The following is a 25,837-nucleotide window of genomic DNA, read 5'->3' as shown; positions in this document are numbered from 1 at the left end:
CTGGCCGGCAAGGAGAAGGACGGCGAGACCGCGATGAGCACCCTCAAGCAGGAGGCCGTCGCACTCGACTACACCGCCAACATCGCGTACGGCGCCCAGATCCTGTCGGACAAGTGGAACCAGACCCGCAAGGCCGGCATGAAGGTCAACGACGGCCACCCCAAGTGGATCGAGAACTGGTTCTTCGCCCTGTGGGCGTACAACTCCGGCTTCTACGACACCGCCGACTCCGCCGGGCACTCGGGCGTGGGCTGGACCAACAACCCCGCCAACCCGCTGTGGAAGGCCAACCGGCTGCCGTTCCTGGAGAGCGCGTCCGGCGGTGACAGCTACTCCGACGCCGCGCACCCGCAGGACTGGCCGTACGAGGAGAAGGTCATCGGCTGGGCCGCCCGCCCCCTCGCCGCCATGTTCGGCCCCGGCGACATCAAGGCCGGTTACATCGCCGCCTGGTGGAACAGCCCCGGTGACCGCACCATGGCCAAGCCCCCGATCGACCTGTTCTGCGACTCCTCCAACTCCTGCGACGACTCGAAGATCGGCGACAACGACTCCAACGACCCCGGCCAGGGCGCCTGCACCCTCGACTCCGGTAACAGCGACACCAACGCGCACTGGCTGCACTGCTGGTGGAACAAGTCGGTGACGTGGAAGAACTGCACGACCTACGCCCAGTGCGGCAACCAGGTCCACCGCTTCAACACGAGCTACCCGGAGCAGGCGGACGCCAACTCCTACCCGCCGCGCTGCTCCAGCGGCCTGCCGTCGGGCGCCCTGATCGTCGATGACGTCGACAAGGGCGTGATCCCCGCCGGTTCGGGCTCACGCAGCTGCGGGGCGTCCACATCCGACGGCACGTTCGCGCTCAACTACAGCATGTGGAACGGCACTTACCCAGGGAAGATCGACACCCACCAGATCGGCGCGGGGTACGGCAACCACTTCTACTTCGCCCACACCCGGCAGCCGGAGTCCACCATGGGCACGGCGGACCGTATGCAGGCCGTCGGTGTCTGGAAGCTCGGCCAGAAAATCCCCGACGGCGGTCAGGCCAGGGTCTACGCGCACATCCCGGACCACGGGGCGCAGACCACCCAGGCCACGTACGAGATCAAGACCGCGTTCGGCACCAGGACGAAGACGATCTCGCAGGACGCCAACCAGTCCAACAAGTGGGTGGACCTGGGCTTCTACCGCTTCAACGACACGACCCCCGAGGTGAGTCTGTCCAACTTCACCAGCGACGGCACCGGCGACAAGGACATCGCCTGGGACGCGGTCGCGTTCGTCCCCGGCGACTACGAGACGATGCCGGACGTCGTGTTCGGGCCGGCCAATCCCAGCGCGCCCGACATCGACAACCTGGCCGCGCAGCCGGCCCGGCCCGCCGACCCTCCCACCTCCGGTCTCGCCGCCTCCGGCCTGGCCAAGTCCGCCCAGCGGCAGGGCGGTTCGGACACCGGTCCGACCTCCTGCGCCACCGGTGGTGACACCGAACTGTGCGCGACCTACCTGCCACTGGACGAAGCAGACCCGACCACGGCCAGCCCCACCACCATGCGGCAGTCCCGGACGCTCGCGGCAGCGGCGGCCGGACCGGTCGACTGGTGCAAGGATGCCGCCGGGACCAGCTACCAGTACACCCGCATCGACGGCTGCCTGAAGGGAGCCATCCTCCTTGAGGCCACGCGGGACGGCGTGCCCATCGGCACCGCAACGATGAAGGTCGTCCAGGAGATCAAGCTGGACCCCAAGTCCCAGCAGTTCACAACCTGGACGGAACTCTCGCTCATCGGCATGACGGGGATCACCTCCACGAGCCTCGCCACCATGACCGAGGACTGCTGGCCCACGACCGCCTGTACCGAGTCCACCGGCTCGTGGGTCGGCAGCCTCACCTGGACGACCGGCGACGTCCACACCGCCACCCGTACCAACACCTACAGCTGGAACAAGGTCGTGGGCGGCGAGGCGAAGCTCGACCTGGACTGGACCACCACGTGGACCACTCCCAACGCGGCCATCCCGGCGAACCAGAAGTGGGCCGCCGACTCCTTCGACGTCCGGTGCGACAACAAGGTCGGCGGCAACACCGGCTGTGTCTTCTACAAGTCCACCCCGATCCTGCCGCTCAACAAGCACAAGTACCCCGCGGCGGCCGCGTATTACTGGGTGCTGATGGAGATGCTCGACTCCCACCCCGGGAGCGAGGAGTACGGATCGCCGCTGCACCGGTTGGCGGACGACGCGGACGCGAAGGAAAACCGCGACAAGATGTGTGAACTCGCGGTCGCGGAGTGGAGACCGAACCCGAAGGCGATCGGCGAGAGCTGTGACGAGTACCCGTTCGCCAAGTCGCGCGAGAGCGGCGGCCAGAAACTTGAGTCGGGCAAGTACTGCGCACAGATGTACGCCGTGGAGAACACTGACGGGACGTTCACGCTGAAGCTCGACGAGAACTACGAGTACCCGACCTGGCACGAGATCTGTGGCCGGGCAGCAATCACGGCGCCCCAGAACACCGCGGCCGGCGGCGACCTGGGGCGGTTCACCTCGGACGTGCGATTGCTGGACAGCGACGCGTATTACGTCCAGACGGGCCTGGAGGGCTGCGACATCGACTCGGTCTGCGATCTCGGCTGACCCTGCCCTCTGCCCCGCCCCCTCACGGCGACGGCCTGCCGGATCCCCTTCACGGGTCCGGCAGGTCGTCGCCGTATCCCTCCGCCGCAACTTCTCAGTGCCGTACCCGGAAGACGCGCCACTCCAGCTTGCGCGCCTCGTGCACGGAGGGGACCCGGGGAAGCGAGGTGACCGGGGAGCCGTTCTCGACTCCCGCGCACAGCTCCTCCAGCATCAGCTCCTGACTCGCCCACAGCACCCGGTAATCGGGGTCACCGAAGGAGATCTCGCCGACCTCGCCGTAGTGGTCGCCTCGCCTGTGGTCCACGAACAGCATGTCGCCCGAGAAGCCCTGGGCGAACGGCACCCACTCGCCGTGCGCGATCCTGCCGACCACCAGGTCCTCGTCGCCCTCCTCCACCGCGTCCTCGGCCATCGACACGAGGTGGCGCTGCCGCTCCAGGATCCTCCGGGTGTCCAGCAGTGCGTAGTTCAGAACGAATGCCCCAGGATCAGTGCTTCCCCGCGGCGGGGTCACGCCGTCGTGTCGCGCCAGGAGTGCCTTCAGTTCCGGGTGGAGAGGGAAGCCAAGTCCTTCCTCCAACTGCGAGATATCCGTCTCCGAAGCCCCGGCGCGCAGGGACGCGTATTCGCCGGGGGCATGTTCGGACAGCCAGCGTTCGAGACGCTCCCACATCCGTGCGGTGTCGTGAGGTGCGTGAGACATGCAGCATGTATATCGCGTGTCTGGAGGGCGAATGCGGCGTTGTGCAAACCCACCTCGCAGTGGCGTGGCGGGCCTTTGACTACGACCGCCGCCACATCCTCACCCTGCGACGGAACCGACGCCTGGAAGGCCAAACGGCCGCGCCGGGAACAGCCACTCCGGCCGGCGCGGTTGCATCGACTGAGGGACCGGCGCCGCACGGGCGGGGAACACGGGGACCACAAGGTCGTTCGCCCCACCAGGATCCGGGCCCCAGGATGGCGGTACGCCCGCCGCGCTACTTGGACCAAGACGTATTTATGCAGGAGGACTGTTTCATGACTGACCGGCCCTTGACGATCATGGCAGTACACGCCCACCCCGACGACGAGGCCACCGGAACCGGAGGGGTCCTCGCGCGGTACGCGGCGGAAGGCATCCGCACGGTTCTCGTGACCTGTACCGACGGCGGTTGCGGTGACGGACCGGGGGGTGTCAAGCCGGGCGATCCCGGGCACGATCCGGCGGCGGTCGCCTTGATGCGCCGTCAAGAACTTGAGGCGAGCTGTGACGTCCTGAAGGTCAGCGATCTGGAGATGCTGGACTACGCCGACTCCGGGATGATGGGCTGGCCGAGCAACGACGCCCCCGGGTCCTTCTGGCAGACCCCCGTGGAGGAAGGAGCGGCCCGACTCGCGGAACTCATGCGGCACTACCGACCTGATGTGGTCGTCACCTACGACGAGAACGGCTTCTACGGACACCCCGACCACATCCAGGCCCATCGCATCACGATGGCGGCGCTGGAGATGACCGCGCTGACACCGAAGGTGTACTGGACCACGATGCCCCGCTCCGGGATGCAGCGGTTCGGGGAGATCATGCGCGAGTTTCATCCGGACATGCCGGAGCCGGATCCTGCCGAGGCCGCCGCGATGGCCGAGATCGGCCTGCCGGACGATGAGATCACCACGTGGGTGGACACCACCGCGTTCAGCGGTCAGAAGTTCGACGCGTTGGCCGCGCACGCCAGCCAGGGGGAGAACATCTTCTTCCTCAAGATGGGCAAGGAGAGGTTCGGCGAGTTGATGGGCATGGAGACCTTCGTACGTGTCCAGGACGCCACCGGCGCGGCCGTACCCGAGAACGATCTCTTCGCCGGACTGCGCTGATCCGCCCGTCCGGCCGCCCGGGAAAGCTCATCGACCGCACGGCGCGATCGAGCGGGTCACACACCCGGAGGCTTGGCCAACCGACGGGGCGTGGCGCTCGACGTTCCGGAGGGACAACCGAGTCCTCGAGGGCGACGACTACTGGCTTGACGCGCAGAAGCCGTAAGGCGAAAGCCGCATGAGCGTGGGGCCGGGTGGATCACCACCCGGCCCCATCGTCGTTCGACGGGAGGTTGTGTACGGGGCTCAGTCCCAGACCACCCGTCCGTCCTCGACGGACGCCCGGCGCCCACGGGTGAGCAGACCGTCCCCACGGCCGTGCTCCAGCATGTCGGCCACGCCGGCCAGCAGCTCGTCCAGCGACGAGGCGTACTTCTTCGGGTAGTCGGTCTCGCGATAGGCCAGCAGCGGGACGCTCCCGTCCCGCTGCCGGGCGTCCAGAACCAGCCCGTAGTGGGCGTCGGGTTCGGCCAGGACCGGAATCCACGACGACTGCCACCAGTCCTCGTCACCGATGTCGTCGGCGATACGGAGATTGTTCCGGTGCCGGTCGATGATGCTCTGGCAGTCGAGGAACACCTCACCGCCGGGGAAGATCATCGAGTCCACGTGGGGGACGAGCTTTGCTGTGCTGCCGTTGTTCAGGCGCAGCCATGCCTCCAGGGCTTCGGGAATCCGAAACCCCAGCTGGTCGCGCAGCTGTTGGATATCGGCGTCCGTGGCCGGGGGATTGAGAGCGTGAGCGCTGGCAGCGGCGTTCTTCTCCAGCCAACGGACGATCCTGATCCACGACGATCTGACACCGTCCGGATGAGACATGAGGTCTCCCTCGTGCTCTTGGGGTCAGGCGTGGGTCGCGTACGAGAGGAAGGTGGTCCAGGCCGCCGAGGTGAGGGCGAGTTGGGGGCCCTGGCGCACCTTGGAGTCGCGGACGTGGATGGTGTCGGGGCAGGCGGCCACTTCGACGCAGTCACCTTGGCTACCGCTGCTGTAGCTGGACTTGTGCCAGGACAGTGCTACTTCGACGCAGTCGTCGCCTTGGGAGCCGCTGTAACTGCTCTTGAACCAGGCCAGGTCGGACGTGTTCATAGCGCTCCTCGCATTCGCTTCAACAGGCCCAGGGAGTCCTCTGGGGTCAGGGCCTGTGAACGCATCTTGGCATAGCGCTGGTGGAGTCGGCTGATCTCTTTCGAGGCGGTGATGAGTCGCCCGTTCTCCTGCCCCTCCGAGTACCCGAACCACCGGTTGTCCGGCGTCTCCGCCAAGCGCATTGGCCCGTCCAACCCGGCATGCACCGGCTGCCGTAACGGCATCAGCTGGAACTCCACGTTCCAGTGCCGTTCGATCAGGTCCAGCAGGTGGTCGTACAACTCCCGCGTGACCTCGTCGCCGCCGGTGCACCGTTCCAATACCGCCTGCTCGACGATGAAGCTGAACGCGGTCGGGGGCTTGCGGCTCGTCGACAGCAGTTCGTGCCGGGCCATGCGGGCCGTGATCCGCTCGTTCATCTCCTCCTCGGCCGGGAGGGGCGGCACGCTGTACGACACCGCCCGCGCGTACCCTTCCGTCTGCAACAGGCCAGGGACCAGGCGGCACTCGTAGGTGTACAGGCTCACCGCCTCCGCCTCGAACCGCGCCCACTGCCGGAACCAACTAGCCAGCCCGGGTTGGCGAGACAGATGCCGAGCCGCCCCCCGCAACGCCCCGAACCCGTCCAGCACTTCCTCCGCCCGTTCCACGAAGTCCGGCGGCGGGAAGCGGCGGCCCTGCTCGATGCTGGCCACCGTCGGCACCGAGTACCGCACCCTCGGCGCGAACTCCTCCTGTGTCAGGCCCGCCCGTTTACGGAAGGCCTTGACGACCTCGCCGAACGTCTTGAGGCTGTCCGACACCTCGGGCTCACCGCCGCCGCCCCCACAGCCAAGGGCACCTGCCCCGCCCGTACCGTCCGCCATGCCAGGCCCTCCGTCCACCCACGCCCGTCAACCCCGCCAACCCACCCATGGTCACGGACGGTTACGCCTACTGTCCATCCCGTGAACTCGTACGCTGAGCCCGCGTATGGGTCGCTGACCTGGTGAACTGGGCCCGGACCTCGACAGATTGGGGCCATGACGCCAACCGGCCCCCACTGAACGCCGGTTACCGTACGTATGTTCACCCAGCGTAGCTGTCACATATATGCCTGGATATCGAGCCGCACGTCTCCGAAGTTTCGTTCGGCCAGGTCCCGGGGGCGGATCAGCCAGGATGCGGCGCAGCTGAGGGGCGTATCCACGAACGTGTAGTCCGCGTGCGCCAGCATGATGAACGCTTCGTCATCGGTGACGGGCCAGGGGGCCGGGTCGTGATGTATCACGGATGAGTATCCGCCCAGGGTGAGTTCGCCGTTCATGGTCTCGTCCACGTAGTCCAGCAGGTACGGGTGGATGAGGCGCACGGTGTCCTGGTCGGCGGTGTCGTTGTTGGTATCTGGCATGAACCAGTCGAGCCGGCCTCGTAGGGGGTACGGCTCGAACGTGTAGGACGCGTCCTCTTCGGAGGGGACCCGTTCCGTCGTTGCCGTTCCGGCCGGGACGTACACCACCCGGCCTTCCTTCGTGGGCCCGGGGACGTAGCTCGGCTCGCTGTTGTTGGCGAAGAACAGTAAATGCCCGTCCTCCGGCAGCTGGATGTCCAGGTCGCCGACCGGAACCGCGGCACAGTCGACCGACGCGATGAACGCCGGGAAGCCGGACCATTCAACGTCCGGGGGAAGCTGAGGATGGCCTCCGTACTGTCCGACGACGGGAGCATCCAAGTCGTCGTCCATCGACCGCAGTTCCAAGCGCGGGCGGGCGAGCCGCAGCGCCCTGTCGAGGAGGTGCTCGGGCACGTCTCGCTTGCGGGCCGCCGCGCGATATTCGTCAAGTGCGTGCATGACCGGCAGTCTGCCTCAGCGGTCTGACACACCCCGCTTGTCTCTTCGGAAGCACCTCAGCCTCCGACCGGACGTCGTCGGACAGTCCACCCAGTTGATCCATCGCCACGCTGATCACGTCGCGTCGGCGGTCAGCGCCACGAGTTCGCCCAGTACCTCGCGCTCGATGTCGACGAACGACCGCTCCTCACCTTCGGCGATCCATTTGCCGAAGGCCACGCCGAACACGGTCACCCCGGATTCCGCGGCGAGCGTGGCCGTCGCCTCGGGAACCCCCCGCGATCGGAGGGCGGTAGCGATCGCCGCGGCCAGCCCCGCCAACTTCAACAACTCCCGTTCCTGCAGCGCGGGATTTTCGGAGATGATCGTCTGCCGCCGCCTGGAGTGCTCGCGGCGCTCGGCCGGGAAGAGCATCGCCGCGGCCGACAGGGCGGACTCGACCATCGTGAGCGGCGACGCGTGCGGCGCGGCCCCGGTCACCCCGTCCAGGAACGCCTGCTCCAGCAGCTCCTGGCCGCTGAAAAGCACCTCACGCTTGTCGGCGAAGTGGCGGAAGAACGTGCGCTCCGTGAGACCGACGGCCTGCGCGATGTCGGCCGCGGTCGTCCTGTCGTAGCCGCGACTGATGTAGAGGTCCATCGCCGCCGCCTGCAGTCGTTCCCGAGCCCCGGGCTCCCATCGCACCATGGCCACCACTCTAGTGATGACAGCGGCCGACATGACAGTTACAGTGATGGCAGTCGCTGACGTCAGTGACTGACATCGCTCGATCCGTGTACCAGGCTTGACCTCGAAGGAGATCATTCACATGCGCGTCTTCGTCACCGGAGCATCCGGGTGGATCGGCTCGGCCGTGGTCGACGAGCTGCTCACCGCCGGCCACGCGGTGGTCGGGCTCGCCCGCTCCGACACCTCTGCCGCATCCCTCGACGCGAAGGGTGCCCAGGTCCACCGCGGCGATCTCGACGACCTCGACAGCATCCGGGAGGGCGCGGCGACCGCTGACGCCGTCCTCCACCTCGCCAACAAGCACGACTTCAGCAACATCGCCGTCTCCAACCAGGCCGAACGGGCCGCCGTACAGGCGATCGGCGACGTCCTGACCGGATCGGGCCGTCCGTTCCTGCTGGCGTCCGGCGTCGCCGTCCCGGCGCAGGGCGGCCGGCCGGCGACGGAGGACGACAGGTCACCGTTCCACGGCCTGGAGTCCCCCCGAGGCGGCAGTGAGAACCTCGCGCTGGAGTACGTCGATCGTGGCGTGAACACGGTCAGCGTGCGGTACGCGCCGACCGTGCACGGCGACGGCGACCACGGGTTCATCGCGATGCTGGTCGCCATCGCCCGTGAGAAAGGGGTCGCGGGCTACGTCGGCGACGGCACGAACCGCTGGCCGGCGGTCCACCGGTCGGATGCCGCGCAGATCACCCGCCTGGGACTCGAGAAGGCCCCGGCGGGAACGCTCCTGCACGCGGTCAGCGAGGAGGGAGTCCCCACACGGGAGATCGCAGAGGCCATCGGACGAGGACTCGACGTGCCCGTGACCTCGATCGCACCGCAGGACGCACAGGAACACTTCGGCTGGATCGGCCAGTTCTTCGCCATGGACATCCCCGCCTCGAGCGCTCGCACGCAGGAGCTCCTCGGCTGGGCCCCCAGCGGGCCCGGCCTCATCCAGGACCTGGACGCCGGGTCCTACTTCCGCGCCTGACGCGCCTGAGGGGCGATGTGCCAGGCGGTGTCGGTCTCGACCTCTGTCGACCTGTCAGGCACCGCTCAGGTCCAGCAGGACCTTGGAGGCGACGGATCGGTCGTGGGCGATGTCGAAGGCGGCGCGGGCCTCGGCGAGCGGGAAGGTGTGCGTCACGATCGCGTCGACGGGCAGGCCCTGGGCCAGCAGACCGATCGCCTCGTCGAACTCGGAGTCGAAGCGGAAGGCGCCCCGAAGCTCCAGTTCGCGGGTGACGGCGATGTTGCCCAGCACGGGCACCTCGCCGGGGGGCAGCAGACCGAGGAGTACGACGGTGCCGCCGCGGCGTACTCGTTCGACGCAGCTTCGCAGCCCCGCGGGCGCTCCGGACGCCTCGATGGCGATGTCGAACGGGTCCGTCCACGCGGCGTCGTCGGCGTTGTCGGCCCGTAGCGTGGCGGTGGCCCCGGATACGGCGGCGATACTCAGAGGGGTGTCGAGCAGGTCGCTCACGACGACCTCGGCAGCGCCTTTGTGCCGGAGAACGGCGGTGACCAGGCAACCGATCGGCCCTGCCCCGGTGACCAGGACTCGCTTGCCCGTCACGTCACCGGCCCGGTGCACGGCGTGCAGGGCCACCGACAGGGGTTCGGCCAGGACGGCGCGACGCAGGTCGAGTTCCGGTGGCAACGGGCGGATCTGCGCCGCGGGCACGGTGACGAGTTGGGCGAAGCCACCCTGGACGTGGGGCGTGCGAGCGGCGCTGCCGAGGTAGCGGGTGTCGGCGCAGATGTTGCGGCGGCCGGCCGCGCATTCGGGGCAGTGGTCGCACGGTGTGGCGGGGTGGACGGCCACCGGGGTTCCGACGGCCGGTCCCTCGCCGTCGGCTCCCAGGGCGGCGATGTGGCCGACGACCTCGTGTCCGAGCACCATCGGCTCCCGGACGGTGAAGTCGCCGACCCGGCCGTGGCGGTAGTAGTGCAGGTCCGATCCGCAGATTCCGCCGAGGGCGACGGCGACGGTCACCTGGCCGGGCCCGGGCGGGGCGGGGGAGCGGGGTTCGACCCGGAGGTCTTCCGCCGCGTGGACGACGCAGGCTCGCATGGTGGGGTTCCTTCCGTTGCGGCGGCTGTCAGAGGACGGAGAGCATGCCGCCGTCGACGTAGAGGATCTGCCCGTTGACGAAGTCGGACGCGGGGGAGGCCAGGAAGACCAGGGCGCCCACGAGGTCGTCGACGTCGCCCCAGCGGCCGGCCGGTGTGCGGGTGCGGACCCAGGCGCTGAACTCCTCGTCGGCCACCAGGGCCGAGGTGAGTTCGGTGGCGAAGTAGCCGGGTCCGATGCCGTTGACCTGGATGCCCAGCGGGCCCAGGTCGGCGCACATTCCCTTGGTGAGCATCTTCAGGCCGCCCTTGGTGGCGGAGTAGGCGGCGATACCGGGCCGGACCGCCTCGCTCTGCAGTGAGCAGATGTTGACGATCTTGCCGCGGCGTCGGGACGCCATGCGCCGTGCGACCTCGCGTCCCACGAGGAAGGCACTGGTGAGGTTGGTGTCGAGGAGACGGTGCCAGTCGTCGTCGGTGAACTCCAGGAAGGGGCTGCGGTGTTGGACTCCCGTGTTGTTCACCAGGATGCCGATCGGCCCGGTCTCCTCCTCGATACGAGCGATACCGGCGGCGACGGCCGCCGAGTCCGTCACATCGAAGGCAGCCGTCCGTACCCGGTCCCCGAAGGACGCCTCGAGTTCCGCACGGGCCGCTTGCAGGGCCGTGGTGTTCCGTCCGTTGAGGACGACCGTGCAGCCGGCCTCCAGCAGGCCCTTGGCGAGCGCCTTGCCGATACCGCGGCTGGAGCCGGTGACCAGAGCCGTCTCTCCGGTGATGTCGAACAGAGGGTGGCTCATGGGCGTGCTCCGGTGGCCCCGACGGCGGTGTCGATCGGGGCGCCGTCGGATGCGCCCGGCACCGCCGGGCTGCCGGGCAGGGGCGTTCGGGCGGGGCGTTCGGCGAGGACATCGAGGATGTTGTCGACCGCCAGGTCGACCATGGCGGCCCGGGTGGCCTCGGTGGCCGACCCGATGTGGGGCAGCGTGACCACGTGCTCCTCCGCCACCAGCGGCGACAACTCCGCGCCCATCGGCTCGCGTTCGTAGACATCGAGCCCGGCGGAGTGCATCCGTCCCTCCCGGACGGCATGGAGCAGGGCCTCCTCGTCGACGACACCGCCGCGCGAGGTGCTGACGAGTGTGGCCGTGGGCTTCATCGCGGCCAGTTCGCGGGCCGAGATCAGATGCCGGGTCTCCGCGGTGAGCGGCACGTGCAGCGACACGATGTCGGACTCGGCCAGCAGCGTGGTCAGGTCCACCGAGGCCGACAGTTCGTCGTCGGGGGCGTACGGGTCGTGGTGGAGTACGCGCATGCCGAACCCGTGGGCCCGGCGGGCCACCGCGCGGCCGATCTGGCCGTAGCCGATCAGGCCGAGGGTGGCTCCGTGGACGTCCAGGCCGAGGTAGTCGTGCATCCGGAACAGCTCCCAGGAGCCTTCCGCGAGGCTCGCTCCGGCGGGGCCGAGCCGACGGCGGGCGGCGAGGATCAGGGCGAAGGTGAGGTCGGCGGTGGTCTCCGCGAGCACGCGGGGGGTGTGGGTGACGACGATGCCGCGCTCGGCGGCGGCCGCCCGGTCAACGTTGTCGAAGCCCATGCTCGCCAGCGAGATGACCCGCAGCGTGGGGCCCGCCGCGTCCATCAGGGCGCCGTCCACCGGGTCGTTGCCCAGGGCCAGCACACCGCTGACTCCGGAGGCGAGCGCGGCGAGGTCTGCGGGGCCGGGCTTCCCGGTTCCGGGCCAGGCCACCACGTCCGCCGCCTCGGACAGGCGGTCCAGGCCGCGGCCGGGCAGGTTTTCACGGGTGGTGAGGACACGCTTTGTCATCTATGTCTCCAGTGACGAGCCGTGCATTGCCGACCGGCGGCTGGTCTTGAAAGAAGCTGCTTCTGGAAGAATTCGGCTCCGGAAGAATCCAGATCTGACATGAGCTGGTTCTGAAGGAGCTGGTTCTGCAGGAGCTGGTTCTGGAAGAAACTAGCCCGGGCGGTCACCGGAAACAAATAACGGATTCGTGTGACGCTATTGGCGATCCTTATCCCCGCCGGGAGAACCGTCAGCCCCGTCCGGGGATCCGTCGAACGCGGTGATCATTTCGAAGAAGAGATCATGCACCGCCAAGGCGGGTTCCGAGAGAGGCTGATTGTCCGACGTGACCAGGGACAGCTTGACCTGGATGACGGGATCCACGATGCGGCGCACGGACAGGGAACGGACGTCGAGGATGGCGCGCGCCGCCGACCAGGGCAGGACCGTGGCACCGAGACCCGCGTCCACGGCGTTGACGAGCGTCAGCGCGGACTCGACCTCACCCACCACGTTGAGCTGGAGCGACGCCTGCTGGAAGGCGGCGTCCACGACCTGGCGGATGGTGTGGATGCGGCTGGGGAGCAGCAGGGGCACGCTCGTGAGTTCCTCCAGGTGCACCTCGCCCTGTCCCGGCGGGGCCGTCTCGCCGGGTGCGCCGATCAGGAACAGGTCCTCCGTGCGTACGGGCTCGAACTGCACACCCCGCAGCGGACCGGCCCCGTAGATGAACGCCATGTCCATCCGGCCCGTCATGATCGCTTCGCTGATCACGCCGCCGAAGTTCTCGTTGATGTGCAGCAGGATGTCCGGGTAGCACTTGCGCACGCTCTTGAGGAGCGGCAGCGCGAGCGCCGCGCCCAGGCTGTACGGCGCGAGGCCCACCGACACGCTGCCGGCGGGAGCCCGGCCGGAGACCTCGACGGCGGCGTGGGCGAGATCCACTTGCCTCAGGATCAGCTGAGCGTGCTGGTACAGGGCCCGGCCCGCCTCGGTCGGGGCGACCCCGCGTTTGCTGCGGATCAGCAGCTGTTGCCCGAACTGCGCCTCCAGTGCGGACAGTTGCTGGCTGAGCGCGGGCTGCGCGATGTGCAGGATGTCGGCCGCGCGCGTGATGCTCCCCGCATCGACGATCTTGATGAACGAGTACAGACGTCTGGTGTCCATGCCGGGCCTTCCACGGGGAGCGGAGCCTCATCGTAGGGAGGGGCCACCCCGAAGCGCACCCCTGGTGGGCCCGGGGTGTGAGGCGTGTCATAACCGTTCTTGATAACGCCAGACCGAACGCATATTGGCGGTTTCATGAGCAGGGGATTAAGTTGATCCGAACATCCAGCCGGAACCGCCCGACAAAGTCTACGTGTAGTCGGTGTCCAGGGATTCCGTCCGGTCACGATGATCGCTTGTTCTCGGAAAAACGCGGATCCTTTCCAGGATTTCGCGAAGACATGATGGCAACTCCCTTTCCAGAATTCTCTCCCGGAGGACGTCATGACCCCCATGGTTGATCTCGTCGCCGATCTCGGCGAGGGATTCGGCGCCTACACGATGGGCGACGACAAAGCCCTGCTGGAAATGCTGACGTCCGCCAATATCGCCTGTGGGTTCCATGCCGGTGATCCGCGCATCATGGACGCCACCGTTCGGACCTGTGTGGCGCAGCAGGTGGCCGTGGGCGCTCACCCGAGTTTTCCCGACCTGGTCGGCTTCGGCCGCCGCGCCATGGACCTCACTCCGGAGGAGGTCCGTACGGATGTGCTGTACCAGATCGGTGCCCTCCAGGCGTTCGCGGTCGCGCACGGCACCCGGGTGCAGCACGTCGCCCCGCACGGACGTCTGGGCAACCTGGTCGCCGTACGCGCCGACTACGCCCGTGCCGTCGTGGACGCCGTGGCCGCCCTGGACGAGTCGCTGATCATCCTGGCGCAGGACGGCGAGCTCGCCGACGCGGCCCGCGCCCGCGGACTGCGCGTGGGCATCGTCGGCATCGCCGACCGCGCGTACCGCGACGACGGGACGCTCGTCCCCCGCTCCGAGCCCGGCGCGGTGATCCACGACCCGGACGAGGTCGCCCGGCGGACGCTGCGGATGGTCACTGAGGGCCTCATCCGCAGCGCCGACGGCACGGACATCCCGGTCACCTGTGACACCGTCCTGCTGCACGGAGACAGCCCCGGAGCGATCGCGCTGGCCGGCCGCGTCCGTGACGAACTCCTCGCCGCCGGCGTCCAGATCACCTCTCTCGACAAGGTGCTGAGCGGCAGGGGCGTCTGACATGGACGGCAACCGCAACAGCGACGGCAACAGCAACGCCAACGTCACGATCACGGACTGCGGGGACTCCGCCCTGGTCGCCAAGGTCGTGGGCCTGGACGCCGAAGACGGCTGGCGGCTCGTCCACGCCCTGGCCGACGCCCTGGACGCCGTCCGGCTCACCGGTGTCCACGACGTGGTGCCCACCTACGACGCCCTGCTCGTGGAGTTCGACTGCGCCGCCACCGACCACGACACCGTACGGAGCGTCCTGTCGCACGAGGCGGCCCGCCTCGGACCGCGCCCGGCGAGGACGGCACCGCCCCGCCGTTTCGTCGTACCCGTCGTCTACGGCGGTGAGTACGGGCCCGATCTGCCGGTCGTGGCCGGACAACTCGACCTGGCCGAGAGCGAGGTCGTCGCCCTCCACTGCGGATCCGATCTCACCGTGCGCTGTCTCGGCGCGCCCGCGGGCGCGCCGATGATGGACGGGCCGCCCTTCCCGGGGCCGGTGCCGCGGCTGGCGTCGCCCCGCACCCGCGTCGATCCCGGCACGGTCGCGGTGGCCGGCCGGCAGGCGGTCATCTGCCCGATGCCCTCGCCCGGCGGCTGGCCGCTCCTCGGTCGCACCCCCGTACGCGTCCTCGACCTGCACCGCGATCCGATCACCGCCTACCAGCCCGGCGACACCTTCCGCTTCCACCCCATCACACGGCGACAGTGGGACGACTACGCCGACATGTCCCTGGCGGATTGCCATGGCTGACACCCTCACGATCCGGACCGCGGGCCACGTCACCGTGCAGGATCTCGGCCGGGTCGGCCGCTCCCGCTACGGACTGCCCGCCAACGGAGCCCCCGACCAGCACTCGGCGCGCGTCGCCAACGTCCTGTGCGGCAACGACGAGCGCGCCCCGCTGCTGGAGATCACGGCTCTCGACTTCGCCTGCGTCGCCTCCAGCGACGTCCTCATCGCCGTGACCGGCGCACCCGCCGACCTGACCGTCGAAGGAGGGGGCCGCCCGCAGTGGGAACCGGTCCCCGTGCGCGCCGGTGAGACCATTCGCGTCACCGGCATCCGGCGGGGGCTGCGCGTCTACCTGGCCGTGCTCGGCTCGTTCGAAGCGGACTACCTCCAGGGCAGTTGTGCTCCCGACACCATCCTGGGATTCGGCCCCGCCCTGCGAGACGGCGACGAACTCGTCCTGCGCATGGCCTGCCCGCCCATCGACCACCCCTTCTCGCGGATCCCCCTGTTCCGCCTGCACGCACCCGTCCCCATGTTCCCCGGCACGTGGACCATCGACGTCACCGACGGCCCCGACCGGGCCGACTTCGGGGACACGGGACGGCGACTGTTCGACGGACCCTTCACCGTCAGCCCGCAGAGCAACCACATCGGCCTGCGGCTGCAGGGCGCGGTACCCCGCCGAGTCACCAAGGGCGAGGTGCTCTCCCGCGGTGTCCCCATCGGCGCCGTCGAAGTACCGGCAGGGGAAGAACTCCTCGTGCTGCACCGCGGCCGCGGCGTCACGGCCGGCTACCCCGTCCTCGCCGTCGTCACCGCCACCGGTCTGTCCGCCCTGGGGCAGGTGCGCCCCGGGCAGACCATCCGCTTCCGCCACCGCACCCTCGACCAGGCGGTCATCGCCCACCGCTCACAAAGCGACGCCATCGAGGCCCTGCGAACCCGAGTCCGCACGGTCTTCGACTCGCTGCGCATCCGCGCACCCGACGGCAGCTGACACCCCACCCCCGCTCAGCAGCCCCCTTCGCCCGCCCGCACGGAGCCGAAACGCCCTTCATTCCCCAGCCTGCGCCAGACAGGAGAGCCATGAGTACCGTGGCCGCTCAGCCAGTCCCCAACACCGTCGACCCCAAAACAGCCCGCAAAGTCACCCTCGCGGGATGCGTCGGGATCTTCGCCGAGCTCTACGACAACGGCATCTTCGGCTTCATGGCCGGAACCCTCGCCGCCGTCTTCTTCCCCGGCTCGGACAACGCCATCCAGCTCGTCTTCCTCGGCTACGCAGTCTCCTTCTTCTTCCGCCCCCTCGGCGCCGTCATCTGCGGCCACCTCGGCGACCGCATCGGACGCCAGCGGATGCTGGTCTTCGTCATCCTGCTCATCAGCGCGGCCACCGCGGCCATCGGCGTCCTGCCCACCTACGCGAGCATCGGCATCGCGGCGCCGGCCCTGCTGATCCTGCTGCGCGTCGCGCAGGGCTTCTCCGTCGGCGGTGAGGCGTCGGGCGCCATGAGCTTCCTCGCCGAGCACGCCCCGGAGGGCAAGCGCGGCCTCTACACCAGCTACGCGCAGATCGCGTCGTTCCTCTCGCTGCTCACCGGCACGCTGATCGCCGCCGCCATGACCAGCGGACTCGGCACCGAACGCATGGAGTCCTGGGGCTGGCGCATACCGTTCCTGCTCGCCGTCCCGCTCGGCATCACCGGGATCTACATCCGCAGGCGCATCAATGACACGCCCAACTTCACGCGCCTGAAGGAAGAGGGCGGCCTGTCCAAGAACCCCCTCAAGGAGGCGTTCACCTCCGCCGAGCACCGCCGCGCCATGCTGCTGGCCCTGTTCATCCCCCTGATGAACGGCTCCGGGTACTACGTCCTGTTCAGCTACATGCCCACCTTCATGACCAGTGAGCTGGGCTTCGGCATGGTCCAGGGCCTGCTCGTCACCGCCTCGAGCCTGGTCGCGATCTGTATCGCCATCCCCTACATGGGCCGCCTCTCCGACCGGATCGGGCGAAAGAAGGTCATCGCCGGAGCGGCGATCGCCATGGCCGTCGTCGGCGTCCCCTGCTACCTCCTGATCGGCACCGGCAACGTGGCCCTCGCCGTGATCGGCGCCTGTCTGATGGCCGTCGTGTTCGCCGGGCACACCGGCGTCATCCACATCCTGCTCGTCGAACTCTTCCCCACCCGGGTGCGCTACTCCGCCTACGGCCTGGGCTACAACGTCTCCTCCGCGCTCTTCGGCGGCACCGCGCCCCTGCTGATGACCTACCTCATCGACCGCACGGGCAACACCAACATGCCGGCCTTCTACGCCGTCGTCACCGCCCTCGGCACGCTCCTCGCCGTGTCCCGGGTGAAGGACAGGGCCCACCTGCCCCTGCGCGACGCCTGACGGACATCCGCACCCGCACCCCCCACACCCAGCCCATCAAGGAGACATCAGCATGCCCATCTCCGACTACAGGACGGCCCTCGTCACCGGAGCGTCGACCGGCATCGGAGCCGTGGTCGTCGAGCGACTCGTCAAGCGCGGCTTGGAAGTGCACGCCGTGGCCCGCAACGCCGAACGGCTCGACGCGCTCGCTCGCGACACCGGCGCCATCCCGCACGCCGTCGACATCACCGACACCGAGGCCCTCACCGCCGTCCTGGACGGCCTGGAGATCGACGTCCTCGTCAACAACGCGGGAGTCTCGCGCACCGGCAACATCCTGACCGCCGACGAGTTCGCCGTCGACGAGCAGGTCGCCGTCAACATCCAGGCCGTCCTGCACCTCGTACGGCTGCTCATGCCCGGCATGGTCGAGCGCGACCTCGGACACATCGTCAACATCAGCTCCATCGCCGGCGTCTACAACTTCGGCGGCAACACCGTCTACCACGCCACCAAGGCGGCCGTGCACACGCTCTCCCGGCAGCTTCGGGTCGACGGCTACGGCCGCCGGGTCCGCGTCACCGAGATCTGCCCGGGGCGCGTGGAGACGGAGATCTTCGGTCGTCTGCTCGGCGACATGGAGGCGGCCCAGCGGCAGTTCTACGACGGCTACGAGTCCCTCAAGCCGGAGGACATCGCCGATTCCATCGAGTTCGCCGTCGACTCGCCCCGGCACGTCAACATCGGCCACGTCGAGATCCTGCCCACCTTCCAGGTCCCCGGCGGACTGAACTTCGAACGCAGGGAGGGCTGAGCACATGAAGACGTCGGAGCGCGTACGGCGTATCAACCCCTCGCCCAGCACGGCGGCGGCGCAGCGCGTGCGCGAACTCAAGAGCCAGGGGCTCACCATCCTCGACCTGACCGTGGGCGAGCCCGACTTCGACACCCCCGACCACGTCAAGGCCGCCGCGATCCAGGCCATCGAGGCGGGCGAGACCAAGTACACCCCCGTGAACGGAACGCCGAGGCTGCGTGCCGCGATCGCCGGGAAACTCCGCGAGCGCCACGGGCTGGAGTACACCGACGCGCAGATCGCCGTCGGCGGCGGGGCCAAGCAGGTCATCTTCCTCGCCCTGATGGCCACCCTGGACGAAGGGGACGAGGTCATCGTCCCCGCTCCGTACTGGGTGTCCTATCCGGACATGGTCCGCGCGAACGACGGCACCCCGGTCGTCGTCGACTGTCCCGAGGCGGACGGCTTCAAGCTGACCCCCCAGCGGCTCGGGGCCGCGCTCACCGAGCGCACACGCTGGGTCGTCCTGAACACCCCCGGCAACCCGACCGGATCCGCGTACACCACCGGCGAACTGCGCGCGCTCGCCGAGGTGTTGCTGGAACACCCCCAGGTGCGTGTCCTCACGGACGAGATCTACGACGAGATCTGGTACCGCGAGGAGGACACCCCGTCCTTGGCGGCCGTCGAACCCCGGCTGGCCGACCGGGTGTTCCTCACCAACGGCGTCTCCAAGACGTACGCGATGACCGGGTGGCGGATCGGGTACGGGGTGGGTCCGACGGACCTGGTGACCGCGATCAACACGTTGCAGTCCCAGACCTCCTCCTGCCCCTCCTCCGTGAGCCAGGCCGCCGCCGCCGCCGCGCTCACGGGGCCGCAGGACTTCGTCCAGGAGACCGTGCGTGTCTACCGCGCCCGCCGCGACGCGACCGTGAAGCTCGTCAACGACGTTCCCCGGCTCAGCTGCACCGTCCCCGACGGGGGCTTCTACCTCCTGGTCAACTGCCACGACACCATCGGGCAGTTCACACCGTCGGGAGACCGGATCCAGAACGACGAGGACTTCGCCCGCTACCTGCTCGACAGCCGGCAGGTGGCGGTGATCCACGGAGCCGCGTACGGCGCACCCGGCTACTTCCGTATCTCGTTCGCCACGTCGACGGACGTCCTCACCGAGGCGTGCGAGCGCATCGCGACGGCCTGCGCCGCGCTGTCCAGCGCCCCCTCCGTCTGACTCATCCGAAAGGCCATCATGATCAGCGTCAGCACCAAGTTCGAGCGGCCGGAACCCGCCGTGGTCGAGCGACTGAGCGCCTTCTCCTCGGCGACCATCCACGAGGCACAGGGCCGGCTCGGGGCGCTGGACTCGGCCATCAAACCGGTCGACCACCGCATGTCCCTGTGCGGCCCCGCCTTCACCGTCCAGTGCGCACCGCGCGACAACCTGATGCTGCAGACAGCCATCGCCTACGCCCGCCCCGGGGACGTCGTGGTCGTGTCCGCCGGCGCCTACGAGGAGGCGGGCTCCTTCGGAGACGTGCTCGCCAACGCCTGTCAGTCCAAAGGGCTCGCAGGCCTGATCACCGACACCGGTGTCCGGGACACCGAGGACCTGCGTGCCCTGGGGTTCCCGGTCTTCTCCCGCAGCGTGTCCATCAAGGGCACGGTCAAGGAGACGGTCGGACCGATGTGCGAGCCGGTCACCATCGGCGGCGTGCTCGTCCGCCCCGGCGATGTGATGCGGGCCGACGCCGACGGCGTGGTCGTGGTTCGCCGTGAGGACGCCGCCGAGGCGGTCGTCGCCTCACAGGAGCGTGTCGACGCGGAGGCGGGGTACATCGCCGCGTACCGGGCCGGCAAGACGGTCGTCGAGATGTGCAATCTCGCGCCGCTTCTCGCGGCGAAGGGCCTCGTGATCGAGGACTAGTGGCATCGCCCCGGGCGATGGCTGAGGGCGGCTGCTGTGACAGGTCGCGGGTCGGGTGCCGAAGATCCAGTAAATCTGCACACGGCTCACCGGCGGGGCACACGGTGCCTGAACCGTCGTCACGACTGTGCCGGATCACGTCGGTCTCGGCACGGGGGTGCCCGCCCTGGATACCTGTCGGCGACCCGTCGTGCGTGCAGCGGAGAGGCGGGCCGCGTGAAGGAGTCGTTGTGGCCGGTCACCGCCCGGTCACACCCGTGACGTCGCGTTCCCGGCTGAAGTTCGAGCCGCTGGCCGTCCCCCTATGGGCGTGCTTTGATCCAGCGCGTGGCGCAAGCCGCCGGGAGGGCCCCGTTTCGGGAATCAGGCGAGCTCTGCCATTCCGAAGAAGCCCCGAAGAAGCTCAGAAGAAGCACATACGAAGGGAACCGCACGTGATGAACCACGCCTTCCAGGTCGAAGCAGCCGAGATCTCCGACGCCGACCTGGACAACGTCTCCGGTGGACTCGCCGCCGGTGGCTCCGGCGGTCTCTTCCTCGAGACGCCGCTCGGCGACCTCGGTGCCGGCCTCCTGGCCGTCGCTTCGCCCGAGGGTGTTGCTGCGGGAGCGAGCGTCAACACCACGTCTGTGTGACGACACGCGTACACCCCTGTGGGCCCCGGATCGGATGATCCGGGGCCCACAGGGGCGTTCAGCGGGGTGGGTCAGTGGCGCCCGCCATCACGCTGGCCGCCATCGTGGCGCTCGCCATCGCGCTGGCCGCCGTCACGGTGGCCGCCATCGCGGTGGTGACGGCCCCAGGAGAGGTCGTCGATGGCGCGGCCCCGGTCGTTGCGCAGGGTGGCGGTGTCGGAGCGGTTGTCCCACACGTAGTCACTGCGGTCCTGGAACAGGTCCTTGCGGCTGTCGCGGCCCTCGCCCGTGTGCACGCGGACGGTGGAACGTCCCTCCAGGCGGTAGTGGCGGAACGTGTAGGTGTGGCCGTCCTCGGCCGACAGCTTCCAGCCGTCCAGGTTCACGCCGTGGCGGGAGTTGTTGGTGATCTCCACCCATTCCTTGTTCAGGGAGCGGTTGGACTGGTCGTCGCGGCCCGGGGAGTCGTACTGGGCCTTGCTGATTTCCACGTTCGGCCGGTGCGGGCGGTGGTCGGCCGCGGACGCCGGCAGCGTCACCGCCCCCACCACGGCTCCGGCCGCGAGCGCGGCGGCGACCAGACGGCGGGCGGTGACGGTCTTGGAAACAGGCATGAATTCCCCTGCGTGTGCGGGCACATCCCGCCCGCGGCCGTCCGGCCCGGCGGGGGTGTGCGATGTGCGGTGGCGGCCGGTTGGCCGCACACCCACACTTTGGCCTCGATGTGCGGGGAATGCGGATGAGACGTGAACCATGTGACAACCTGTCCACATCTCCGTGACTCTCACCTGCAACATCCATCTATGCGATGTATGCACGATGTTGACGCCACCACGCGACAGCGGCCCGTACAACACGGGGAAACCGGCCCTCACTCGCCATGGCGCGCCACCCCACCAGCACGCCGACCGTCACTCGAAAGTGGGTAACGACGAAAGCGTCAGGGCCGGCCCGAGTGGGCCGGCCCTGACGGGGAAATCGGACGATCAGACCAGGTCGAACCGGTCCAGGCCCGCGACCTTGCTCCACGCGGCGACGAAGTCCTTCACGAACTTCTCCTTCGCGTCGTCACCCGCGTACACCTCGGCGAGCGCGCGCAGCTCCGAGTTCGAGCCGAAGACGAGGTCGGCACGGGTGCCGGTCCACTTGACCGCGCCGGTGGCCGCGTCGCGGCCCTCGAAGGTGGTCTGGTCCTCGGACGTCGACGTCCACGTCGTGCCCAGGTCGAGCAGGTTGACGAAGAAGTCGTTGGTCAGCACGCCCGGGGTGTCGGTGAAGACACCGTGCGACGACTGGGCGTGGTTCGCGCCCAGGACGCGCAGGCCGCCGACGAGGACCGTCAGCTCGGGGGCGCTGAGGGTCAGCAGGTTCGCCTTGTCGAGCAGCAGGAACTCGGCCGGCAGGCGGTTGCCCTTGCCGAGGTAGTTGCGGAACCCGTCGGCGGTCGGCTCCAGCGCGGCGAACGACTCCGCGTCCGTCTGCTCCTGCGACGCGTCCACGCGGCCCGGCGTGAAGGGCACCTCGACGTCGAAGCCGGCGTCCTTGGCGGCCTTCTCCACGGCAGCGGCGCCACCGAGGACGATCAGGTCGGCCAGGGAGACCTTCTTGGCGCCGGAGTTGAACTCCCGCTGGATCCCCTCGAGGGTGCGCAGCACCGAGGCCAGCTGGGCGGGGTCGTTGGCCTCCCAGTCGCGCTGCGGCTCCAGACGGATGCGGGCGCCGTTGGCGCCGCCGCGCTTGTCGCTGCCGCGGAACGTCGAGGCCGACGCCCACGCGGTGGACACCAGCTGCGAGACGGTCAGCCCCGAGTCGAGGAGCTTGGCCTTGAGGCCCGCGATGTCGGCGACGTCGATGGTCTGGCCCTCGGCCTGCGGCAGCGGGTCCTGCCAGACCAGGGTCTCCGACGGAACCTCCGGGCCCAGGTACAGCGACTTCGGGCCCATGTCGCGGTGGGTCAGCTTGTACCAGGCGCGGGCGAAGGCGTCCGCGAACTCGGCCGGGTTCTCATGGAAGCGACGGGCGATCGGCTCGTACACCGGGTCGAAGCGGAGCGACAGGTCCGTCGTCAGCATCTGCGGGGCGTGGGTCTTCGTCGCGTCGTGCGCGTCGGGGACGGTGCCCGCTCCGGCGCCGTCCTTCGGCCGCCACTGGTGGGCGCCGGCGGGGCTCTTGGTCAGCTCCCACTCGTAGCCGAAGAGGATCTCGAAGAAGCTGTTGTCCCAGGTGGTCGGGGTGTTCGTCCACGTCACCTCAAGACCGCTGGTGATCGCGTCGCCGCCCTTGCCGGTGCCGAAGGAGCTCTTCCAGCCCAGGCCCTGCTGCTCCAGCGAGGCGGCCTCGGGGTCGTCGCCGACGCTGTCCGCCGGGCCGGCGCCGTGGGTCTTGCCGAAGGTGTGACCGCCCGCGATCAGGGCGACGGTCTCCTCGTCGTTCATCGCCATCCGGCGGAACGTCTCACGGATGTCACGGGCCGCGGCGATCGGGTCCGGGTTGCCGTTCGGGCCCTCCGGGTTGACGTAGATGAGGCCCATCTGGACCGCGCCGAGGGGGTTCTCCAGCTCGCGGTCACCGGTGTAGCGCTGGTCGTCGAGCCAGGTGGTCTCGGGACCCCAGTACACGTCCTCCTCGGGCTCCCAGACGTCCACACGGCCGCCGCCGAAACCGAAGGTGTCGAAGCCCATCGACTCCAGGGCCACGTTGCCGGCGAGGATCATCAGGTCGGCCCACGACAGGCTCTGGCCGTACTTCTTCTTCACGGGCCACAGCAGACGGCGGGCCTTGTCCAGGTTGGCGTTGTCCGGCCAGCTGTTCAGGGGGGCGAAGCGCTGCTGACCGGCGCCGGCGCCGCCGCGGCCGTCGCTGATGCGGTACGTGCCCGCGCTGTGCCAGGCCATCCGGATGATGAGGGGGCCGTAGTTGCCGAAGTCGGCGGGCCACCAGTCCTGCGAGGTGGTCAGGACCTCGGCGATGTCCTGTTTCACGGCCGGCAGGTCGAGGTTCTTGAACGCCTCGGCGTAGTCGAACTCCTCGCCGAGGGGGTTGGCCACGGCCGGGTTCTTGGCAAGGATCTTCACATTGAGCCGCTCCGGCCACCACTGGCGGTTACCGCCACCCTGGGTCGGGTGCTGGGCACGGCCGTGCACGACCGGGCAGCCCCCCGTCTCCTCGGGCTTCGGATCAGTGACGATCGCGTCGTGGTTCTCGGTCATGGGGGAATCCTTCCGAACGGGGTGGATCTAAGTGCTCAGGAAGCGGGGCTGGTGGAACAGTCGGGGCACAGGCCCCAGTAGATGACCTCGGCCTCGTCGATGGCGAAGCCGTGGCCCTCGGACGCGGTCAGACAGGGGGCGTCGCCGACCTCGCAGTCGACGTCGGCGACGACACCGCACGACCGGCACACGACGTGGTGGTGGTTGTCCCCGACGCGGCCCTCGAACCGGGCCGGGCTGCCGGCCGGCTCGATGCGGCGTATGAGACCGGCCGCCGTGAGGGCGTGGAGTGCCTCGTACACGGCCTGCAGGGAGATGTGACCGACGCGGTCGCGGACACCGGAGGCGATCGCCTCGACACCGAGGTGGTCACCGACCCGGACGGTCTCCAGCAGCGCGACGCGCGCGGCCGTCACCCGCAGGCCGGCACCGCGCAGCTCGTCGGCGGTGATCGGACTCCGGGGTGCAGTCATGCGGCCAACCTACCCCCACAAACACGAACGGTTCAAGAAATGGATTGGTTCCAATTCTTGGGCCGCGTCGGTGTACACCCGGCATTCGCAAGATCGCCATGCACGCTTCATGAAGGTGAGGGCTTCCCGTTGACCTGGGCTTTCGACGGGTGCCGGGCACGGCAACCGCGGCCGTGCCCGGAGCGGGATCCGGGTCACGGGGTGGACGGGTACCTCGCGTCCGGAGCCCTATTCGGTGCCGGAAGGCTCCGTGGCATCGGGCAGCAGCGCCCACATCGCCTCGCGCTGGGCGGGCCCCATGATCCGGCCGAGGGCCTGGACGACCGTCTCGGAAAGGGGCTCGGAGGCCTCCGTCAGCAGGCGCCGGGCCTTCTCGGTGAGGACGACCTCGACGCCCCGCTTGTCGCCGCAGACCGACTTGCGGGTGACGAGACCGGCGTGCTGGAGGCAGGCGATCTGGTAGGTGAGCCGGGTCTTGGGGCGGCCCAGGAGCTCCGCGATCCGTGTCATCCGCAGGCCCGCCGGCTGCTCGGCCAGCAGGCACAGGACCAGGAACTCGTCGTGCGAGACGTCGAGCCGCTCCTTGACGACCGCACGTAGCCGCTGCTCCACGGCCCCGGTCGCCGCGAGCAGGACCATCCAGGCCCGCAGCTCGTCCGGCAGCAGTCCGCCGCTCTGCGCGGAGGGGCATTCGGGCAGGTCGGCGGGGTGCTCGTCGGGGGCGGTCATGGTCTTGAGTGTACCTGTTGTCCAATTTTGGAGGACATGGTTGTTCAGATTTGGATAATGGGTTAGCGTGAGGTCATCCAAATTTGAATCACTAGTACGACAGGGGCAGACCATGACCGTCGCCGTGGAAACCGGACTCTGGCAGCTCGACCCGACCGCCACCACCGTCGCGCTGCGGCACAAGACGATGTGGGGCCTGGTCACCGTCAAGGGCACCTTCGCCGGTGTCGCCGGACGGGGCGAGGTGCGGCCCGACGGGTCGGCCGTCGGCACCCTCACCCTGGACGCCGCCTCCCTGGACACCAAGAACGCCAAGCGGGACACCCATCTGCGCTCCGCCGACTTCTTCGACGTCGAGAACCACCCCGAGCTGACCTTCGTGGTCCGCAGCGCCGAACTCCGCGACGGCGACACGGTCCAGGTCGCCGGTCAGCTGACCGTGCGCGGCATCAGCAGGCCCCTGTCCCTCAGTGCGCGCATCGTCGGAGCCGACGCCGAGACGCTCACCCTGGCCGCCGAATTCCCCGTGGACCGCGACCAGTTCGGCATGGGCTGGAACCAGATGGGCATGATCCGCGGCCTGACGACGGTCGCCGCCACGCTCCGCTTCACCCGGGCGGCCGCCTGACACCTCGGTGGGCGGCCGGCGCTCGCCAGGGCGGGCAGGA

At 68.9% G+C, this 25,837-nt stretch carries 25 protein-coding genes and 1 pseudogene; 12 read left to right on the top strand and 14 right to left on the bottom strand.

Going from position 1 to position 25,837, the window contains the following annotated elements:
* Nucleotides 1-2,643: pseudogene (locus AB0H86_RS03000) on the top strand (hypothetical protein); the annotation flags it as partial.
* Nucleotides 2,644-2,737: 94 nt separating this feature from the next.
* Here AB0H86_RS03000 and AB0H86_RS02995 read toward each other — a convergent pair.
* Nucleotides 2,738-3,349, bottom strand: coding sequence for an SMI1/KNR4 family protein (locus AB0H86_RS02995; protein ID WP_362432207.1), 612 nt, complete (start codon nucleotides 3,347-3,349; stop codon nucleotides 2,738-2,740).
* Between the two features lie 317 nt (nucleotides 3,350-3,666).
* Between AB0H86_RS02995 and AB0H86_RS02990 the strand changes: the two genes are divergently transcribed.
* On the top strand, nucleotides 3,667-4,500 hold the full coding sequence (locus tag AB0H86_RS02990; protein ID WP_362432204.1) for a PIG-L family deacetylase: 834 nt from the start codon (nucleotides 3,667-3,669) through the stop codon (nucleotides 4,498-4,500).
* A 246-nt stretch (nucleotides 4,501-4,746) separates the two neighbouring features.
* Here AB0H86_RS02990 and AB0H86_RS02985 read toward each other — a convergent pair whose 3' ends face one another.
* The 5 genes from AB0H86_RS02985 to AB0H86_RS02965 form a co-directional block, all read right to left on the bottom strand.
* Nucleotides 4,747-5,319 (bottom strand): SMI1/KNR4 family protein, encoded by a 573-nt coding sequence (locus AB0H86_RS02985; RefSeq protein ID WP_362432202.1) that lies wholly within the window; start codon nucleotides 5,317-5,319, stop codon nucleotides 4,747-4,749.
* A gap of 24 nt (nucleotides 5,320-5,343) precedes the next feature.
* Nucleotides 5,344-5,589, bottom strand: coding sequence for a DUF397 domain-containing protein (locus tag AB0H86_RS02980; RefSeq protein WP_362432199.1), 246 nt, complete (start codon nucleotides 5,587-5,589; stop codon nucleotides 5,344-5,346).
* Nucleotides 5,586-6,455: a helix-turn-helix transcriptional regulator gene (locus tag AB0H86_RS02975; protein WP_362432196.1), complete on the bottom strand. Its 870-nt coding sequence runs from the start codon at nucleotides 6,453-6,455 to the stop codon at nucleotides 5,586-5,588. The genes AB0H86_RS02980 and AB0H86_RS02975 overlap by 4 nt, the downstream gene beginning before the upstream one ends.
* Before the next feature lie 218 nt (nucleotides 6,456-6,673).
* Nucleotides 6,674-7,420, bottom strand: coding sequence for a DUF1963 domain-containing protein (locus AB0H86_RS02970; RefSeq protein ID WP_362432194.1), 747 nt, complete (start codon nucleotides 7,418-7,420; stop codon nucleotides 6,674-6,676).
* Nucleotides 7,421-7,534: 114 nt separating this feature from the next.
* Nucleotides 7,535-8,140, bottom strand: a complete 606-nt coding sequence (locus AB0H86_RS02965; RefSeq protein ID WP_362432191.1) for a helix-turn-helix domain-containing protein — start codon at nucleotides 8,138-8,140, stop codon at nucleotides 7,535-7,537.
* A gap of 88 nt (nucleotides 8,141-8,228) precedes the next feature.
* On the opposite strand from AB0H86_RS02965, the gene AB0H86_RS02960 reads away from it, so the two are divergent.
* Nucleotides 8,229-9,128, top strand: coding sequence for an SDR family oxidoreductase (locus AB0H86_RS02960; protein WP_362432189.1), 900 nt, complete (start codon nucleotides 8,229-8,231; stop codon nucleotides 9,126-9,128).
* A gap of 54 nt (nucleotides 9,129-9,182) precedes the next feature.
* Here the strand turns inward: AB0H86_RS02960 and AB0H86_RS02955 are convergent, their stop codons facing one another.
* From AB0H86_RS02955 to nac, 4 genes are all read right to left on the bottom strand, one after another.
* On the bottom strand, nucleotides 9,183-10,211 hold the full coding sequence (locus tag AB0H86_RS02955) for an L-idonate 5-dehydrogenase (RefSeq protein ID WP_362432187.1): 1,029 nt from the start codon (nucleotides 10,209-10,211) through the stop codon (nucleotides 9,183-9,185).
* Between the two features lie 28 nt (nucleotides 10,212-10,239).
* Nucleotides 10,240-11,010 (bottom strand): SDR family oxidoreductase, encoded by a 771-nt coding sequence (locus tag AB0H86_RS02950; protein ID WP_362432185.1) that lies wholly within the window; start codon nucleotides 11,008-11,010, stop codon nucleotides 10,240-10,242.
* Nucleotides 11,007-12,038 (bottom strand): D-glycerate dehydrogenase, encoded by a 1,032-nt coding sequence (locus tag AB0H86_RS02945; RefSeq protein WP_362432183.1) that lies wholly within the window; start codon nucleotides 12,036-12,038, stop codon nucleotides 11,007-11,009. The genes AB0H86_RS02950 and AB0H86_RS02945 overlap by 4 nt, the downstream gene beginning before the upstream one ends.
* A 195-nt stretch (nucleotides 12,039-12,233) precedes the next feature.
* The gene (nac, locus tag AB0H86_RS02940) at nucleotides 12,234-13,184 is read right to left on the bottom strand and encodes a nitrogen assimilation transcriptional regulator NAC (protein WP_362432181.1); all 951 of its coding nucleotides are present in this window, start codon (nucleotides 13,182-13,184) and stop codon (nucleotides 12,234-12,236) included.
* Between the two features lie 324 nt (nucleotides 13,185-13,508).
* Between nac and AB0H86_RS02935 the strand changes: the two genes are divergently transcribed.
* The 8 genes from AB0H86_RS02935 (at nucleotide 13,509) to AB0H86_RS02900 (ending at nucleotide 20,758) form a co-directional block, all read left to right on the top strand.
* A complete protein-coding gene (locus AB0H86_RS02935) occupies nucleotides 13,509-14,291 on the top strand; it encodes a 5-oxoprolinase subunit PxpA (protein ID WP_362432178.1) in 783 nt (260 codons plus the stop codon).
* A gap of 1 nt (nucleotide 14,292) precedes the next feature.
* Complete coding sequence (locus AB0H86_RS02930) at nucleotides 14,293-15,036, top strand: carboxyltransferase domain-containing protein (protein ID WP_362432175.1); 744 nt, start codon at nucleotides 14,293-14,295, stop codon at nucleotides 15,034-15,036.
* On the top strand, nucleotides 15,029-16,015 hold the full coding sequence (locus AB0H86_RS02925; RefSeq protein ID WP_362432173.1) for an allophanate hydrolase: 987 nt from the start codon (nucleotides 15,029-15,031) through the stop codon (nucleotides 16,013-16,015). The genes AB0H86_RS02930 and AB0H86_RS02925 overlap by 8 nt, the downstream gene beginning before the upstream one ends.
* Before the next feature lie 89 nt (nucleotides 16,016-16,104).
* Nucleotides 16,105-17,415, top strand: a complete 1,311-nt coding sequence (locus AB0H86_RS02920) for an MFS transporter (RefSeq protein ID WP_362432171.1) — start codon at nucleotides 16,105-16,107, stop codon at nucleotides 17,413-17,415.
* 52 nt (nucleotides 17,416-17,467) lie between these two features.
* Nucleotides 17,468-18,211 (top strand): SDR family oxidoreductase, encoded by a 744-nt coding sequence (locus tag AB0H86_RS02915; protein WP_362432168.1) that lies wholly within the window; start codon nucleotides 17,468-17,470, stop codon nucleotides 18,209-18,211.
* A gap of 4 nt (nucleotides 18,212-18,215) precedes the next feature.
* Complete coding sequence (locus AB0H86_RS02910; RefSeq protein WP_362432166.1) at nucleotides 18,216-19,430, top strand: aspartate transaminase; 1,215 nt, start codon at nucleotides 18,216-18,218, stop codon at nucleotides 19,428-19,430.
* An 18-nt stretch (nucleotides 19,431-19,448) separates the two neighbouring features.
* Nucleotides 19,449-20,123 (top strand): 4-carboxy-4-hydroxy-2-oxoadipate aldolase/oxaloacetate decarboxylase, encoded by a 675-nt coding sequence (locus AB0H86_RS02905; protein WP_362432164.1) that lies wholly within the window; start codon nucleotides 19,449-19,451, stop codon nucleotides 20,121-20,123.
* 437 nt (nucleotides 20,124-20,560) lie between these two features.
* Entirely contained in the window at nucleotides 20,561-20,758 is a 198-nt protein-coding gene (locus AB0H86_RS02900; protein ID WP_362432267.1) for a hypothetical protein, read from the top strand.
* Nucleotides 20,759-20,829: 71 nt separating this feature from the next.
* Here the strand turns inward: AB0H86_RS02900 and AB0H86_RS02895 are convergent, their stop codons facing one another.
* The 4 genes from AB0H86_RS02895 to AB0H86_RS02880 form a co-directional block, all read right to left on the bottom strand.
* Nucleotides 20,830-21,372 carry a lamin tail domain-containing protein gene (locus AB0H86_RS02895; protein ID WP_362432161.1) on the bottom strand — a complete coding sequence of 181 codons (543 nt, stop codon included), beginning with the start codon at nucleotides 21,370-21,372 and terminating at the stop codon, nucleotides 20,830-20,832.
* 372 nt (nucleotides 21,373-21,744) lie between these two features.
* Nucleotides 21,745-23,967 (bottom strand): catalase/peroxidase HPI, encoded by a 2,223-nt coding sequence (katG, locus tag AB0H86_RS02890; RefSeq protein WP_362432158.1) that lies wholly within the window; start codon nucleotides 23,965-23,967, stop codon nucleotides 21,745-21,747.
* Between the two features lie 35 nt (nucleotides 23,968-24,002).
* Nucleotides 24,003-24,440, bottom strand: a complete 438-nt coding sequence (locus AB0H86_RS02885) for a Fur family transcriptional regulator (RefSeq protein WP_362432155.1) — start codon at nucleotides 24,438-24,440, stop codon at nucleotides 24,003-24,005.
* 228 nt (nucleotides 24,441-24,668) lie between these two features.
* Nucleotides 24,669-25,169 carry a MarR family transcriptional regulator gene (locus AB0H86_RS02880; protein WP_362432153.1) on the bottom strand — a complete coding sequence of 167 codons (501 nt, stop codon included), beginning with the start codon at nucleotides 25,167-25,169 and terminating at the stop codon, nucleotides 24,669-24,671.
* A 112-nt stretch (nucleotides 25,170-25,281) separates the two neighbouring features.
* Between AB0H86_RS02880 and AB0H86_RS02875 the strand changes: the two genes are divergently transcribed.
* Nucleotides 25,282-25,797 (top strand): YceI family protein, encoded by a 516-nt coding sequence (locus AB0H86_RS02875; RefSeq protein WP_362432151.1) that lies wholly within the window; start codon nucleotides 25,282-25,284, stop codon nucleotides 25,795-25,797.
* Nucleotides 25,798-25,837 lie beyond the last annotated feature (40 nt).

This window comes from Streptomyces sp. NPDC050997, from assembly GCF_040660135.1.
Classification (GTDB): Bacteria; Actinomycetota; Actinomycetes; order Streptomycetales; family Streptomycetaceae; genus Streptomyces.
The sequence above is the reverse complement of the archived record's forward strand: the minus strand, read 5'-3'. Positions and strand labels throughout refer to the sequence as shown.

What these genes read in the sequence shown, in the direction of transcription:
- AB0H86_RS02995 (WP_362432207.1), bottom strand. Translation starts at nt 3,349, where the DNA reads ATGTCTCACGCACCTCACGACACCGCACGGATGTGGGAGCGTCTCGAA.
- AB0H86_RS02990 (WP_362432204.1), top strand. Translation starts at nt 3,667, where the DNA reads ATGACTGACCGGCCCTTGACGATCATGGCAGTACACGCCCACCCCGAC.
- AB0H86_RS02985 (WP_362432202.1), bottom strand. Translation starts at nt 5,319, where the DNA reads ATGTCTCATCCGGACGGTGTCAGATCGTCGTGGATCAGGATCGTCCGT.
- AB0H86_RS02980 (WP_362432199.1), bottom strand. Translation starts at nt 5,589, where the DNA reads ATGAACACGTCCGACCTGGCCTGGTTCAAGAGCAGTTACAGCGGCTCC.
- AB0H86_RS02975 (WP_362432196.1), bottom strand. Translation starts at nt 6,455, where the DNA reads ATGGCGGACGGTACGGGCGGGGCAGGTGCCCTTGGCTGTGGGGGCGGC.
- AB0H86_RS02970 (WP_362432194.1), bottom strand. Translation starts at nt 7,420, where the DNA reads ATGCACGCACTTGACGAATATCGCGCGGCGGCCCGCAAGCGAGACGTG.
- AB0H86_RS02965 (WP_362432191.1), bottom strand. Translation starts at nt 8,140, where the DNA reads ATGTCGGCCGCTGTCATCACTAGAGTGGTGGCCATGGTGCGATGGGAG.
- AB0H86_RS02960 (WP_362432189.1), top strand. Translation starts at nt 8,229, where the DNA reads ATGCGCGTCTTCGTCACCGGAGCATCCGGGTGGATCGGCTCGGCCGTG.
- AB0H86_RS02955 (WP_362432187.1), bottom strand. Translation starts at nt 10,211, where the DNA reads ATGCGAGCCTGCGTCGTCCACGCGGCGGAAGACCTCCGGGTCGAACCC.
- AB0H86_RS02950 (WP_362432185.1), bottom strand. Translation starts at nt 11,010, where the DNA reads ATGAGCCACCCTCTGTTCGACATCACCGGAGAGACGGCTCTGGTCACC.
- AB0H86_RS02945 (WP_362432183.1), bottom strand. Translation starts at nt 12,038, where the DNA reads ATGACAAAGCGTGTCCTCACCACCCGTGAAAACCTGCCCGGCCGCGGC.
- nac (WP_362432181.1), bottom strand. Translation starts at nt 13,184, where the DNA reads ATGGACACCAGACGTCTGTACTCGTTCATCAAGATCGTCGATGCGGGG.
- AB0H86_RS02935 (WP_362432178.1), top strand. Translation starts at nt 13,509, where the DNA reads ATGACCCCCATGGTTGATCTCGTCGCCGATCTCGGCGAGGGATTCGGC.
- AB0H86_RS02930 (WP_362432175.1), top strand. Translation starts at nt 14,293, where the DNA reads ATGGACGGCAACCGCAACAGCGACGGCAACAGCAACGCCAACGTCACG.
- AB0H86_RS02925 (WP_362432173.1), top strand. Translation starts at nt 15,029, where the DNA reads ATGGCTGACACCCTCACGATCCGGACCGCGGGCCACGTCACCGTGCAG.
- AB0H86_RS02920 (WP_362432171.1), top strand. Translation starts at nt 16,105, where the DNA reads ATGAGTACCGTGGCCGCTCAGCCAGTCCCCAACACCGTCGACCCCAAA.
- AB0H86_RS02915 (WP_362432168.1), top strand. Translation starts at nt 17,468, where the DNA reads ATGCCCATCTCCGACTACAGGACGGCCCTCGTCACCGGAGCGTCGACC.
- AB0H86_RS02910 (WP_362432166.1), top strand. Translation starts at nt 18,216, where the DNA reads ATGAAGACGTCGGAGCGCGTACGGCGTATCAACCCCTCGCCCAGCACG.
- AB0H86_RS02905 (WP_362432164.1), top strand. Translation starts at nt 19,449, where the DNA reads ATGATCAGCGTCAGCACCAAGTTCGAGCGGCCGGAACCCGCCGTGGTC.
- AB0H86_RS02900 (WP_362432267.1), top strand. Translation starts at nt 20,561, where the DNA reads ATGAACCACGCCTTCCAGGTCGAAGCAGCCGAGATCTCCGACGCCGAC.
- AB0H86_RS02895 (WP_362432161.1), bottom strand. Translation starts at nt 21,372, where the DNA reads ATGCCTGTTTCCAAGACCGTCACCGCCCGCCGTCTGGTCGCCGCCGCG.
- katG (WP_362432158.1), bottom strand. Translation starts at nt 23,967, where the DNA reads ATGACCGAGAACCACGACGCGATCGTCACTGATCCGAAGCCCGAGGAG.
- AB0H86_RS02885 (WP_362432155.1), bottom strand. Translation starts at nt 24,440, where the DNA reads ATGACTGCACCCCGGAGTCCGATCACCGCCGACGAGCTGCGCGGTGCC.
- AB0H86_RS02880 (WP_362432153.1), bottom strand. Translation starts at nt 25,169, where the DNA reads ATGACCGCCCCCGACGAGCACCCCGCCGACCTGCCCGAATGCCCCTCC.
- AB0H86_RS02875 (WP_362432151.1), top strand. Translation starts at nt 25,282, where the DNA reads ATGACCGTCGCCGTGGAAACCGGACTCTGGCAGCTCGACCCGACCGCC.